Genomic DNA, 12,896 nt, shown 5'->3' on the forward strand with positions numbered 1-12,896 from the left:
CCCCGCACGAAAAAGCCCGCCAGGAGCGATCCTGGCGGGCTTTCGTTTGTCCTGCCCTCTCAGGCCCTGGCCTCCAGCCCGCCTCTCACGAGGCGCGTCAGCACGGTCCCCAGCCGCTCCACGCCGGCTTCGTCGAGCGTGACGCTCACCGGGGGATGGCGCATCTGCTCGGCGTTGCGCACGAAGATGAAGGGCTGGTTCACCAGCCAGACGGCGGTCAGCGCCGCCTCTTCGGCCGACAGCCCCGGCTGGAACAGGCCGACGATCCGCCGGGCCGCCTCGAACACCGGGATCCTGCGCGTCGCCACCACCTGCGTGAACACGGGGGTGCGGTTGACGATCTCCCAGTTCACCACGCCCAGTGGGCCGCGCAGGTCCGACGCGCTCAGGATGGCGGACAGGTTCTGGCGTAGGAACGCCTCCAGCGCCTGCGGCGGCGTCAGACGCGCCAGGGCCTCGCCGTCGAGCGCGTTGAAGCGCTCGAAGGTGGCGAAGGCCTCGATCAGGACCTCGCGGTAGAGGCCGTCCTTGTTGCCGAAATGATATTTGATCGCGGCCTGGTTGGCCTGAGCGTCCTCGGCGATGGCGCGCACCGACGCGCCATCGAAGCCGTGGCGCGCGAAACGCGCCAGCCCGGCCTCGATCAGGCGCCGGCGGGTGAAGTCCGCCGCCCGGCTGACGCGTTCCGTCACTGGAACGTCGCGAGCCGCGTCAGCGAACTCGCGGCGGCGCTGACGCCGCCCATCACGTCGTCCATGCTGGGCAGGAGGCGCGGCGTCCTGAAGCCGAACAGGCGCGGCTCGCTCGGCTGCGGCGAAGGGGCGGCGGTCCCGGCGTCGTTCGGCGCGGGGGGGCTGGCGCTCGCGATGGTGATCGGCGCCGGGACCTGCCGGGCCGGGCGCGCCGCGGGGAGGGGCGCGCTGGCCAACTGGACCTTGGAGGGATGCTTGGGCTTGGCTCCCGCGACCGTCGCGGGCTCGGCGGCCGCGCTTGTCCAGTCGGCGGAGGCCAGCGCCACGAAGGGTCGCGACAGCGAGGCCTGGAAGGCGGGGTCGCCGTCCATCGGGAACGCGTGACGGCTTCCGTCCCACGTTCCCTGGAACGCGCCCGTGATGGTGAAGGCCGGGGCCTGGGCGGCCGGGGCGCGCTCTCCGGCGCTCCACTCGGACGCCGCCATGGCCGGCGCGGCGCTCAGGACGACGATGGCGGGCGGGGCCGGCGGCGCATCCGTCCGCATGAAGGCGTGGGTGGCCGCCGCCACGCAGAGCGCCGCCGCCGCCGAGGAGGCGACCTGGCCGGCGGTCTTGCGGACGAACCCGAAGCTGGCGGACAGGACGGCGTTCAGGTCGATCATCGGCTGGCCTCTTTCAAACGACTGTTTGAAATTTAGTCGTCTGTTTGAGGCGCAAACGTGGCGGTGGGAAAGGCCGGAAACGAAAATCAGTTCAGGCAGGCGCTTTCCAGCAGCAGGAACGCCCGCGCCCGATGCGACAGCCCCAGGCCGTGCGGCGGCAGGCCGTGCTTCTCCTCGGCCGACATCTCGCCGAAAGTCCGGGCGTGGCCGTCGGGCAGGAACATCGGGTCGTAGCCGAATCCGGCGTCGCCGCGGGGCGGCCAGACCAGCGCGCCGTCGACCCGGCCCTCGAAGTCCTCCGTGTGGCCGTCCGGCCAGGCGACGCACAGGGCGGAGATGAACCAGGCGTGCCGCTGGTCGGGCTCGAAGGCGTCGCGTTCGCGCAGACCGGCCTCCACCTTCTGCATGGCCTGCCCGAAATCCTTCTCCGGCCCGCCCCAGCGGGCCGAGTAGATGCCGGGCGCGCCGTCGAGCGCCGCGACGCAGATCCCCGAATCATCCGCCATCGCGGGCAGGTCGGCCGCCCGCGCGGCGGCCAGCGCCTTGATGCGGGCGTTCTCGGCGAAGGTCGCGCCGGTCTCGTCGGGCTCCGGCAGGCCGAGCTCGCCCGCCGAGACGGCGGTCAGCCCGTGCGGGGCCAGCAGCTCCTGCATCTCCCGGAGCTTGCCGGGATTGTGGGTGGCGATCACGACCTTGCCGGTCAGCTTGCGCGCCATGGCGTCCTCCGGTCCGATCTCGAGGGCGGCTCACATCACCGCGAGCTTCTGGAGCTCCACGAGCCGGGCGATGCCGCCCTTGGCCAGGCGCATGAGGGCCAGGAACTCCTCCTCGGAGAAGGGCTTGCCCTCCGCGGTCCCCTGCACCTCCACGAGCCCGCCCGTGCCGGTCATGACGAAATTGGCGTCCGTCTCGGCCCCGTTGTCCTCGGCGTAGTCGAGGTCGAGGACCGGCGCGCCGCCCGCGATGCCGCATGACACGGCGGCGACATGGTCCTTCAGCGGGTTGCCGGTGAGCATCGAGCGTCCCCGCATCCACTGGATGCAGTCGTGCAGCGCCACCCAGCCGCCCGTGATGGCGGCCGTCCTCGTGCCGCCGTCGGCCTGCAGCACGTCGCAGTCGATGACGATCTGCTTCTCGCCGATCGAGGTCAGGTCCACCACGGAGCGCAGCGAACGGCCGATCAGGCGCTGGATCTCCTGGGTCCGGCCCGAGGGCTTCCCGGACGTCACCTCGCGGCGCGTGCGCTCATGCGTGGCGCGCGGCAGCATGGCGTATTCGGCCGTCACCCAGCCCTTGCCGCTGTTGCGCAGCCAGGGCGGGGCGCGTTCTTCCAGGGATGCGGTGCAGAGCACATGCGTCTCGCCGAATTTCACCAGGCAGGAGCCTTCCGCGTAGCGGGCGACTCCCCGTTCCAGGCTCACTTTGCGCAGCTCGTCGGGCGCGCGGCGGGAGGGTCGCATGGGGTCATCCTGTGTTGCGGTCAGCGTGGGGCGGTTCTAGGCTTCGCCGCACACGACCGCAAGCCGACCGGTTGGCCTGCCCGCCGGCGTCGGGCGCGCGTCGGCCTCGCGGGCGCTTGATCGCGACCGGTCCGGCGCCCATGCTAGGGTCTGGCGACAGGGGCCGCGGGCGGGCCCGGCCCTCCCGGCCGGCCGCACGGCCCAGGACCGATGGCGATCATGCGAGGCGAGTTACCGCACCAGCCGCACCTCAAGGGCTCAGGGCCCGGACTCGTGGACATCAACGAGCGCTCCCGCGAGATCTTCCGCCGCATCGTGGAGAGCTACCTGGCGACCGGGGAGCCGGTGGGCTCGCGCAACCTGTCGCGAATCCTGCCCATGTCGCTGTCGCCCGCATCCATCCGCAACGTCATGTCGGACCTGGAGATGGCGGGGCTGCTGTTCTCGCCCCACACCAGCGCCGGCCGGCTGCCCACCGAGGCGGGCCTGCGCTTCTTCGTGGATGCGCTGCTGCAGGTCGGCGACGTCACCACCGAGGACCGCTCGCGCATCGAGGCGGAGGTGAAGGCCTCCGGCCAGCAGAAGACCACCGACGCCATCCTGTCGGAGGCCTCGGCGCTGCTGTCCGGCCTGTCGCGCGGCGCCGGCGTGGTGGCCACCAGCAAGGCCACGGTGCGGCTGAAGCATATCGAGTTCGTGCGCCTCGACGCCGCCCGCGCGCTCGTCATCCTGGTGTCGGAGGACGGCTCGGTCGAGAACCGCATCCTCGACCTCCCGCCCGGCCTGCCGGCCTCGGCGCTGGTGGAGGCCTCCAACTATCTCTCGGCCCGCATCCGCGACAAGACGCTCTCCGAACTGGTCGCCGAGGTGGAGAACGAGCGCAGCCGCGCCGAGACGGAGCTCGATTCGCTCACCGCGCGGCTCGTCGACAGCGGGCTCGCCAGCTGGGCCGGCCAGTCCGAGAGCCGGCAGCTCATCGTGCGCGGGCAGGCCAACCTGCTGGAGGACCTGCGCGCCATGGAGGACCTCGAGCGCATCCGCCTGCTGTTCGAGGACCTGGAGACCAAGAAGGACGTCATCGACCTCCTGGCCCGGGCCGAGCAGGGCGAGGGCGTGCGCATCTTCATCGGCTCGGAGAACAAGCTCTTCTCGCTCTCCGGCTCCTCCCTGATCGCCGCCCCGTTCCGCGACGCCACCCAGAAGATCGTCGGCGTCGTCGGCGTGATCGGCCCGACGAGGCTCAACTACGCCCGCATCGTCCCCATGGTGGACTACACGGCGCGGGTCGTGAGCAAGCTGCTGGAGGGGCGGTAGAGTCGGCCTCACCCCAGCCTGATCGCCGCCACGCCGCCGAGCGCCACGAGGGCGGCGGTCCAGCGCATCCAGCCGACGGGCTCGCGCAGCCAGACGGCCGCGATCACCACGCCAAAGAAGATGGAGAGTTCGCGCAGGGCCGACACCGCGCCGATCGGGCCATGCGTGAAGCCGTACAGCACCAGCAGGTAGGAGCCGTTCGACATCACGCTCGCCACGGCGCTGAAGGCCAGGTTGCCCTTGTAGGCGCGCCGCAGGCCCGGGCCCTCGAGGGTCAGCAGGGCCGCCATCGTGATCCCGTTCACGACCGACACCGCGAACCCGTAGACCAGCGGGTCGCCCGTGGCCCGCACGCCCTGCGCGTCGGTGACGACGAAGAGCGCATTGGCGAAGCCCGCCAGGATGGCGAGGCCCACCCCGACCCTGTCGACGCGCTCGCCGCGCCGGGCCGAGGCGGCCAGCAGCAGCACGCCGGTGGAGATCGCCACGATGCCGGCGAAGGCCGGCGCCGAGACCCGGTCGCCGAAGGCCGCCCAGCCGATCAGGGTGACCCCGAGCGGCGCGACGCCGCGCACCAGCGGATAGCCGAGCGCGAAGGGCGTGCGCCGGAACGTGGCCATCATGGCCCGCATGGTCACGAGGTTGAAGGCCGCGCCCAGGCCCAGCCAGACCAGCGCCTTGCCGGGCGGAAGCCCCAGCCAGAGGAGCCCCGGCGCCGTGAGGCACCCGGCGGTGATCACCACGCAGGCGAGCGCCAGGCCCGGCTCGGGCCGGCTGCGCGCCGCGGCGTTCCACAGCGCATGCAGCAGCGCGCTCAGGAGCGCGGCGGCGAAGACGAGAGGCGTCACGGGAGAGAGGGCACGGCGGGGATCCGCTGAAAGGGAAGGCGGAACGCGCCGGACCGCCAGAATGCCTGCGCGAGCGCGGGCCCGCCAGAGCCGGGCGCGCCGGTCAGTCCAGCATCTTCTGCATGAACACGAGGTCGAGCCAGCGGTCGAACTTCCAGCCCACCTCCTTCAGCCGCCCGGTCTCGACGAAGCCGAACTGCCGGTGGAAGCGCAGCGAGGCCGTGTTGCCGGCCTCCACCCCGGCCAGCATCACATGCTTGCCGCAGGCCTTGGCGGCCGTGATCAGCGGCGGCATCAGGCTCTTGCCGACGCCCTTCCCGTGATGGTGCTTGTGCACGTAGACCGAGTGTTCGACCGTGTGGGCGTAGCCGTCCCAGGGGCGGAAATCGCCGAAGCTGGCGAAGCCCAGCACTTCGCCGTCCATGGCTGCGACCAGGAACGGGTACCCCTTCGCCCGGCGGTCGGCCAGGAGCGCGCGGCGGTTCTCCAGGTCCACCGTGTGATGGCTCCAGATGGCCGTCGTGTTCAGGACCGCGTCGTTATGGATGTCCAGGATCGCCGGCAGGTCGGCCTCCGTGGCGTCCCGGATCGCGATCAGGGCCGAGTAGGGCATGGGCGAGCTCCCTGCAGCGTCAGCGCGAGCATGCACCCCTCGGTCATGCGGCGGCAAGCGTGGCGAATCGCCTAAAATCCTACGCGAGCCTTGGAAAAGCGCCGGTGCGCTGATATTGCCGGGCGCATGAGCGAGCACCCGATTTCCAACATCCGCAATTTCTCCATCGTGGCCCATATCGACCACGGCAAGTCGACGCTGGCGGACAGGCTGATCCAGTCCACCGGGGGCTTGCAGGAGCGCGAGATGGTCGAGCAGGTGCTCGACAGCATGGACATCGAGCGCGAGCGCGGCATCACCATCAAGGCCCAGACGGTGCGGCTCGACTACAAGGCCAAGGATGGCAAGACCTACATCCTGAACCTGATGGACACGCCCGGCCACGTCGACTTCGCCTATGAGGTCAGCCGCTCGCTGGCCGCCTGCGAGGGCTCGCTGCTGGTGGTGGACGCCTCCCAGGGCGTGGAGGCGCAGACGCTCGCCAACGTCTACCACGCGCTCGACGCCAACCACGAGATCGTGCCGGTCCTCAACAAGATCGACCTGCCGGCCGCCGAGCCCGAGCGCATCAAGGCGCAGATCGAGGAGGTGATCGGTCTCGACGCCTCCGCCGCCGTGCCGATCTCGGCCAAGACGGGGCTCGGCATCGACCTCGTGCTCGAGGCCATCGTGACGCGCCTGCCGCCGCCGAAGGGCGACGAGAAGGCCCCCCTCAAGGCCCTGCTGGTGGACAGCTGGTACGACGCTTATCTCGGCGTCGTCGTGCTGGTGCGCGTCATCGACGGCGTGCTCAAGAAGGGCTCCGACATCACCATGATGGGCGCGGCCGCGCGCTACACCGTGGACCGCATCGGCGTGTTCAAGCCCAAGATGACCGACCAGGCCGAGCTCGGCCCGGGCGAGATCGGCTTCATCACGGCGCAGATCAAGCAGGTGGCCGACACCCGCGTGGGCGACACCATCACGGAAACGCGCCGCCAGACGGCCGCCGCCCTGCCGGGCTTCAAGCCGGCCCAGCCGGTGGTGTTCTGCGGCCTGTTCCCGGTGGACGCCGCCGACTTCGAGGACCTGCGCGCCGCCATGGGCAAGCTGCGCCTCAACGACGCCAGCTTCTCCTACGAAATGGAGAGCTCGGCCGCGCTCGGCTTCGGCTTCCGCTGCGGCTTCCTCGGCCTCCTCCATCTGGAGATCATCCAGGAGCGGCTGGAGCGCGAGTTCAACCTCGATCTCATCGCCACGGCGCCGTCGGTGGTCTACAAGCTCGCCCTGCGCGACGGCGAGCACATCGAGCTGCACAACCCGGCCGACATGCCGGACATCATGAAGATCGAGGAGATCCAGGAGCCCTGGATCCGCGCCACCATCCTGACGCCGGACGAGTATCTCGGCGGCATCCTCAAGCTCTGCCAGGACCGGCGCGGCTCGCAGGTGGACCTCAACTATGTCGGCAAGCGCGCCATGGTGGTCTACGACCTGCCGCTCAACGAGGTGGTGTTCGACTTCTACGACCGCCTGAAGTCGATCTCCAAGGGCTACGCCTCCTTCGACTACCACATCACCGACTACAAGCCCGGCGACCTCGTGAAGATGTCGATCCTGGTCAACGCCGAGCCGGTGGACGCCCTGTCGATGCTGGTGCACCGCACCCGCGCCGAAATGCGCGGCCGGGCCATGTGCGAGAAGCTCAAGGAGCTGATCCCGCAGCACCTGTTCCAGATCCCGATCCAGGCCGCGATCGGCGGCAAGATCATCGCCCGCGAGACCATCTCGGCCCTGCGCAAGGACGTGACCGCCAAGTGCTACGGCGGCGACGTCAGCCGCAAGCGCAAGCTCCTCGACAAGCAGAAGGAGGGCAAGAAGCGCATGCGCCAGTTCGGCCGCGTCGAGATCCCGCAGGAAGCCTTCATCGCCGCCCTGAAGATGGACAGCTGAGGCGGCTCAGGCGCCTGCCAGGAACGCGGCCAGCCGCTCCCTGAGCGCCGCTTCGTCCTTCGTCTCGCATTCCCACACGACGAGGCTGCGCCAGCCGCGGGCGGCGAGCGCGGCGAGACTTTCGGCGTCGCGGGCGCGGTTGCGGGCGATCTTGGCCTCCCAATAGTCCCGGTTGACCTTGGGGGTGCGCGCGCCGCGGGCGCAGTCGTGGCCGTGCCAGAAGCAGCCATGCACGAAGATGGCGGCCTTGCGGCCCACATAGGCGACGTCGGGGCGGCCGGGAACGTCCCGGCGGTGCAGCCGGTAGCCCGGCGCGATCCCGCGCAGCAGGCGCCGCACGAGCAATTCGGGCGTCGTGTCCTTCCCCCGCACCGCCCGCATGATGGCGGAGCGCTCCGCCGAGGGACGCTGCTGCGCCTTGGCGGTCATTCGGCCGCGATGGCCGGCTGCATCGGCCGGCCGAGGCCGAGCAGGGGCTCCAGCAGATGCTCGCGCAGATGCGCCACCACCGGCACGGCCAGCCCGTCTCCGGCGAGATGGTAGGCGTCGGTGTAGCCCGCCGGCAGCTGATAGCTGTCCGGCAGGCCCATGAGGCGCGCCGCCTCGCGCGCCGACAGCAGCCGGGTGCGGATGCGCTCGCCCTCGACCAGGAGGATCGTCTGGCGGCTGGACCCGCCCGAAGAGGTCCGCAGGCACCCCGCCACGCCGTCGAAGCGGACTTCGGCGCGTTGCGCCCTGGCCCCCGAGCCGTCGGGACGCGTGCGCCGATAGAGCGTTCCCACCACGCGCCGCCCGGCGGCCTGCGCGGCCGCCACCTTGGCCCGGTGCGCCGGCGTCATCAGGTCGAGCAGGCGCGATGTCTGCTCCGGCGCATGCCATGCGGCGTCGTTGGGCGAGTCCTGCACGATGTCGGCGAGGCTCCGGGACCGCCGCCCGGGCTCCGGGAGCCGCCACCAGCGCCAATGCCGCGCCAGCGAGGCCGGAAGCCGCGCCTGCGCGCGCCGGAGCCCGTCGCTGACCGTCCAGGCCTGCGGCCCGGGACCGTGCAGTCCGGCGGCCGCCTCCTCGCGCGCCGCCACGAAGAACACGCGCGGCCGCGACTGCGGCAGGAAATGGACGGCGTCGAGGGTCAGCGCCCCGAACGCATAGCCGAGCCGCGCCAGCGCGCCGCAGAGCGCCTCGAAGTCGGCGCCGCCGCGCGCCGTCAGGGCGCCGCCGACATTCTCCAGCACCAGGAGCCGGGGTGCGCGGCCGGCGTCCCGCAGTCCCGCCATGAGCGACCAGAAGCCCCAGAACGCCCCGGACCTCGAGCCGCCCAGCCCGGCCCCGCCGCCCGCGAGCGAGAGGTCCTGGCACGGGAAGGACGCCCAGGCGAGATCGCACGCGGCGCCTGCCGGTCCCGCCGCCGGCAGGTCGCCGGCCGTGAGGTCATGGATGTCGCCGACGCGCATCTCGGCGCCGCCCCAATTGGCCCGGTAGGCGGCGGCCTTGCGGGGATCGAAATCATTGGCGAACAGGCAGCGCCAGCCGGGCCCGAGTCCCGCTCGCGCCATGCCGCCTCCGGCGAAGAATTCATAGAAACTCGGCCCCATCGCGCCCGAGACTAGGTTTCGGGCGTGAGTCTGTCGAGGTGGCCGAAGTCTCGAACCTGGAATGGAATCGCGCGGGTCCGCTCGCCTGACGCTGTTCTGCTTCGGCTCGCGGCAAGGATGCGGAAACAGCAAAAACGCACCCGCCCCACGCGGTTCGAAAAACACGGGGCGGCGGACTTTGTTCCCCTAATATCCGCGACCCCGCGCCGCAGGGCGGGCTGGCGGCGTCCCGACCACGCAAGACAATCGTGGGTGCGCAGAAGACAAAACCGCAATCCTGGGGGTGTTCAGCCGGGTGCTGTGAACCTTTTCACGCCGGGCGTTCAAAACATTGCTATATAGAATGGTTAAAGATCTACCCAGCTTACTTTAACTTCTTTTGACGAGAGACCTGATGTCAAACGCCGATGTCGTGCGCTCGCTCTACCGCGCCATTCAGTTCCGCGATCCGCCCGCGGGCGAGCTTGCCGACTACGCCGCCAGGCTCGATTCCGGGCAGCTCACCGCCACGGCGGCCCAGCTGGCGATCCTGCGCGCGCCCTACACGGTCAGTTTCGTCGCCCCCGTGGTGCGCGAATACCAGGCCGCCTTCGGCCGGGTTCCGGATCTCGGCGGCCTCGACTTCTGGGCCGACTCCACCGGCGCGGGTTATGTGGACGTTCTGGAGCTGGCCAAGCTCTTCGTCTCGTCGGCGGAGTTCCAGACGCGCTACGGCGCCGGCACGGACGTCAACAAGGCCTTCCTGGTCTCGCTCTACACCAACGTCCTGGGCCGCGGCCCTGACGAGGGCGGCCTCGCCTATTGGCTCGGCTCCGGCCAGAGCCAGGCGCAGGTGCTGAACTACTTCGCCCAGTCGGCCGAGTTCACCGCCCAGGCCAGCTCCCACATCGAGGCCTATCTCGCCCTGAGCGCTGCCGGGAAGCCGCCCCTCTCCGGGTCGCTCCTGGCTCTCGAGCCCGCGCCGACTCCCGGCCTGACATTCGCCCTCACGACGGGGCTGGACTCGCTCGTCGGCACGGCGGGCGTGGACACCTTCACGGCGACAGGCGGGCCGGGGGCGACCTTCACGTCCTTCGACTCCGTGGACGGAGCCGACGGGTCGTCCGACGTCTTGTTCGTCATGTCCCCGGCTGCGCTGGCTCTGCCCGGTCAAGTCACCGTAAAGAACGTCGAAATCGCCAAGCTCGCCGCCGCCGGGGCGATCAAAGCCGACCTGTCGACCTGGGTCGGGCTCCGCGACGTGGCGATCGACCAGTCCGCCAGCGACACCGTGGCCATGACGACGGGCGCCAACGCGACGTCGGTCAGCCTCAAGGGAGGCAAGGGCGTCACGATCGCCGACGCGGGAACGTCCGCCACGGACGCGCTGGCGCGCGTGTCGCTCGAAGGGGTCAGCGGAAGCGTGACGCTGTCGTCGGACCGGCTGACCGCGATTTCGCTCGTGAACTCGCCGGCGGTCGTCACGCTCAACAACGCAACCGCGGGGCATGCGCTCCAGATCGACTTGAGCGGGTCGAATTTGACCGTGACCGACAGTGCGGCCGAAACAGTCAACTTCGTGACGAGTGCGGGGAGCAATGCGGCCTCACAACTCTACGTGAAGCTGGTCGACCCCGCCGTGAAAACGATCAAGGTCACGGGAGATGTCGGGATCAAGTTGGACTTCAGTGCTTCAGAATTAAAAGTATTCGACGCTTCTGGTTTAACAAAAGGGACAAATAGAGTTGAATTTTCCGGCGTAAATGCAGCGACCATCTTGGGTGGAGCCGGACAGGACTTTCTTTCAGGATTTGGAGCTGGAAATAACGTCGATGGTGGGGCAGGGAACGACGTGCTGGAGTCTGGATATTTAATCGACACTCTCGTTGGGGGCGACGGCAACGATGATATCTTGATCAACAGAGGCCTTCACACCGTTTCAGGCGGCCCCGGCGCGGACCGTTTCTACGTAATGGAGCCTGCATACTTCAAGCAATTCTCCACGATTACGGACGCTTCGTCGGGTGACCGCTTGATTTTCGGTCAAAACCCAAGCTTCCAGAGTGGTGAGATCGTTTCTAAGTATGAGCTTATTCTGTCGATCACTTTGAACATCGCCACGGAGGGAAACGCCACCAACAAGCTAAGCTGGTTCCGTTTTCAAGGGTCGACCTATGTCGTGCAGGACCGTTCGGCCGCGAATGGATTCGATAGCGCTTTGGACAAGGTGATCGTTCTCACGGGTTCGATCGACCTGTCGAAAGCCGATTTCTTCAACGGTGAAATCATTCTCGCTTGATGACGCGCCTCAACGCCGCGTCAGCGTCCGCGAGACGGCGTCCTTCCAGCCCGCCACCATCGTGGCGCGCAGGTCGCCGTCGAAATGGGGGCTGAAGCGGCGGTCGAGGCGCCACAGGTCGGAGAAGCGCGACGGGTCCGGATAGACGCCCGCCTCCAGCCCGGCCAGGTAGGCGGCGCCGAGCGCCGTCGTCTCGCGCACCACCGGGCGGTCCACCGGCGCGCCGAGGATGTCGGCGAGGCGCTGCATGGTCCAGTCAGACGCCACCATGCCGCCGTCGACGCGCAGCACCGTCTCGGCCCCGGCGGCGCCCGGCCAGTCGGCCCGCATGGCGTCCAGCAGGTCGAGCGTCTGGTAGCAGACGCTCTCCAGCGCCGCCCGGGCGATCTCGTTCGGGCCCGTGGCGCGGGTCAGCCCGTAGAGCGCGCCGCGGCACTCGGCGTCCCAATAGGGCGCGCCGAGGCCGACGAAGGCCGGCACCAGATAGACGGCCTGCGCCGGGTCGGCCCGCTCCGCCATCGGACCCGTGTCGGCTGCGGCCTTGACGACGCCGAGCCCATCCCTGAGCCACTGCACGGCCGCGCCGGCGACGAAGATCGAGCCCTCCAGCGCATAGGTGGGCTTGCCGCCGAGCTGGTACGCGATGGTGGTGAGCAGCTTGTTGTGCGACGCCACGGCCTGAGCGCCGGTGTTGAGCAGCGCGAAGCAGCCCGTCCCGTAGGTCGACTTCATCATGCCCGGCGTGAAGCACGCCTGCCCCACGGTGGCGGCCTGCTGGTCGCCGGCCACGCCGCAGACCGGGATGGCCCCGCCCAGCAGCTCCGGCAGGGTCTCGCCGAAGCGGGCCGAGGAATCGCGCACCTCCGGCAGCATGGACCGCGGCACCCGCAGGATCGACAGCAGCTCGTCGTCCCACGCGCCGCGATGGATGTCGTAGAGCAGCGTGCGCGAGGCGTTGGTGGCGTCCGTGGCGTGCACGGCGCCGCCCGTCAGCCGCCAGAGCAGGAACGAGTCCACAGTCCCGAAGGCGAGTTCGCCCCGTTCCGCCCGCGCCCGCGCGCCCGGCACGTTGTCGAGGATCCAGGCGATCTTCGTGCCGGAGAAATAGGGGTCCAGGATCAGGCCCGTCTTGGCCGTGAAGGCGGGCTCGTGGCCGGCCGCCTTCAGGGCCGCGCAGGCGTCGGCGGTGCGCCGGTCCTGCCACACGATGGCCCGGTGGATCGCCTGGCCGCTCTTGCGGTCCCACACCAGCGTGGTCTCGCGCTGGTTGGTGATGCCGATCGCGGCCACGTCCCGGGCGGTCGCCCCGGCCCTGTCGAGCGCTTCGCGGCACACCGCGACCGTCGACGACCAGAGGTCCTCCGGCTCGTGCTCGACCCAGCCCGACGCCGGGAAATGCTGCGGGAATTCCTGCTGGGCCACCGCCGCCACGGTGGTGTCGGCGCGAAACAGGATCGCGCGCGACGAGGTGGTGCCCTGGTCGATGGCGAGAACGAACGTCATGT

At 69.8% G+C, this 12,896-nt stretch carries 12 protein-coding genes; 3 read left to right on the top strand and 9 right to left on the bottom strand.

Annotation, left to right across the window (positions count from 1 at the left end; translation table 11 throughout):
* Window positions 1-59 precede the first annotated feature (59 nt).
* From ACYVO7_RS11170 to rph, 4 genes are all read right to left on the bottom strand, one after another.
* Entirely contained in the window at window positions 60-692 is a 633-nt protein-coding gene (locus tag ACYVO7_RS11170) for a TetR/AcrR family transcriptional regulator (protein ID WP_460449893.1), read from the bottom strand.
* Window positions 689-1,354: a hypothetical protein gene (locus ACYVO7_RS11175; protein WP_460449894.1), complete on the bottom strand. Its 666-nt coding sequence runs from the start codon at window positions 1,352-1,354 to the stop codon at window positions 689-691. The genes ACYVO7_RS11170 and ACYVO7_RS11175 overlap by 4 nt, the downstream gene beginning before the upstream one ends.
* A gap of 86 nt (window positions 1,355-1,440) precedes the next feature.
* Window positions 1,441-2,070, bottom strand: a complete 630-nt coding sequence (gene rdgB / locus ACYVO7_RS11180) for an RdgB/HAM1 family non-canonical purine NTP pyrophosphatase (RefSeq protein ID WP_460449895.1) — start codon at window positions 2,068-2,070, stop codon at window positions 1,441-1,443.
* A 30-nt stretch (window positions 2,071-2,100) separates the two neighbouring features.
* A complete protein-coding gene (gene rph / locus ACYVO7_RS11185; protein ID WP_460449896.1) occupies window positions 2,101-2,814 on the bottom strand; it encodes a ribonuclease PH in 714 nt (237 codons plus the stop codon).
* Between the two features lie 219 nt (window positions 2,815-3,033).
* Here rph and hrcA point away from each other — a divergent pair, with 219 nt between their 5' ends.
* A complete protein-coding gene (hrcA, locus tag ACYVO7_RS11190) occupies window positions 3,034-4,128 on the top strand; it encodes a heat-inducible transcriptional repressor HrcA (protein WP_460449897.1) in 1,095 nt (364 codons plus the stop codon).
* A gap of 8 nt (window positions 4,129-4,136) precedes the next feature.
* Here hrcA and ACYVO7_RS11195 read toward each other — a convergent pair whose 3' ends face one another.
* Entirely contained in the window at window positions 4,137-4,976 is an 840-nt protein-coding gene (locus tag ACYVO7_RS11195; protein WP_460449898.1) for an EamA family transporter, read from the bottom strand.
* 103 nt (window positions 4,977-5,079) lie between these two features.
* Window positions 5,080-5,589, bottom strand: a complete 510-nt coding sequence (locus ACYVO7_RS11200; protein WP_460449899.1) for a GNAT family N-acetyltransferase — start codon at window positions 5,587-5,589, stop codon at window positions 5,080-5,082.
* Window positions 5,590-5,715: 126 nt separating this feature from the next.
* Between ACYVO7_RS11200 and lepA the strand changes: the two genes are divergently transcribed.
* Window positions 5,716-7,521, top strand: coding sequence for a translation elongation factor 4 (lepA, locus tag ACYVO7_RS11205; RefSeq protein ID WP_460449900.1), 1,806 nt, complete (start codon window positions 5,716-5,718; stop codon window positions 7,519-7,521).
* A gap of 6 nt (window positions 7,522-7,527) precedes the next feature.
* Here lepA and ACYVO7_RS11210 read toward each other — a convergent pair whose 3' ends face one another.
* Together ACYVO7_RS11210 and ACYVO7_RS11215 are read right to left on the bottom strand one after the other, a co-directional pair.
* Window positions 7,528-7,950 (bottom strand): very short patch repair endonuclease, encoded by a 423-nt coding sequence (locus ACYVO7_RS11210; RefSeq protein WP_460449901.1) that lies wholly within the window; start codon window positions 7,948-7,950, stop codon window positions 7,528-7,530.
* On the bottom strand, window positions 7,947-9,113 hold the full coding sequence (locus ACYVO7_RS11215) for a DNA cytosine methyltransferase (RefSeq protein WP_460449902.1): 1,167 nt from the start codon (window positions 9,111-9,113) through the stop codon (window positions 7,947-7,949). The genes ACYVO7_RS11210 and ACYVO7_RS11215 overlap by 4 nt, the downstream gene beginning before the upstream one ends.
* Window positions 9,114-9,507: 394 nt before the next feature.
* Between ACYVO7_RS11215 and ACYVO7_RS11220 the strand changes: the two genes are divergently transcribed.
* The gene (locus ACYVO7_RS11220; protein WP_460449903.1) at window positions 9,508-11,391 is read left to right on the top strand and encodes a DUF4214 domain-containing protein; all 1,884 of its coding nucleotides are present in this window, start codon (window positions 9,508-9,510) and stop codon (window positions 11,389-11,391) included.
* Window positions 11,392-11,400: 9 nt separating this feature from the next.
* On the opposite strand, the gene glpK is transcribed toward ACYVO7_RS11220, so the two are convergent.
* Window positions 11,401-12,894: a glycerol kinase GlpK gene (gene glpK, locus ACYVO7_RS11225; protein WP_460449904.1), complete on the bottom strand. Its 1,494-nt coding sequence runs from the start codon at window positions 12,892-12,894 to the stop codon at window positions 11,401-11,403.
* Window positions 12,895-12,896 lie beyond the last annotated feature (2 nt).

It is taken from the genome of Alsobacter sp. SYSU BS001988, assembly GCF_054796215.1.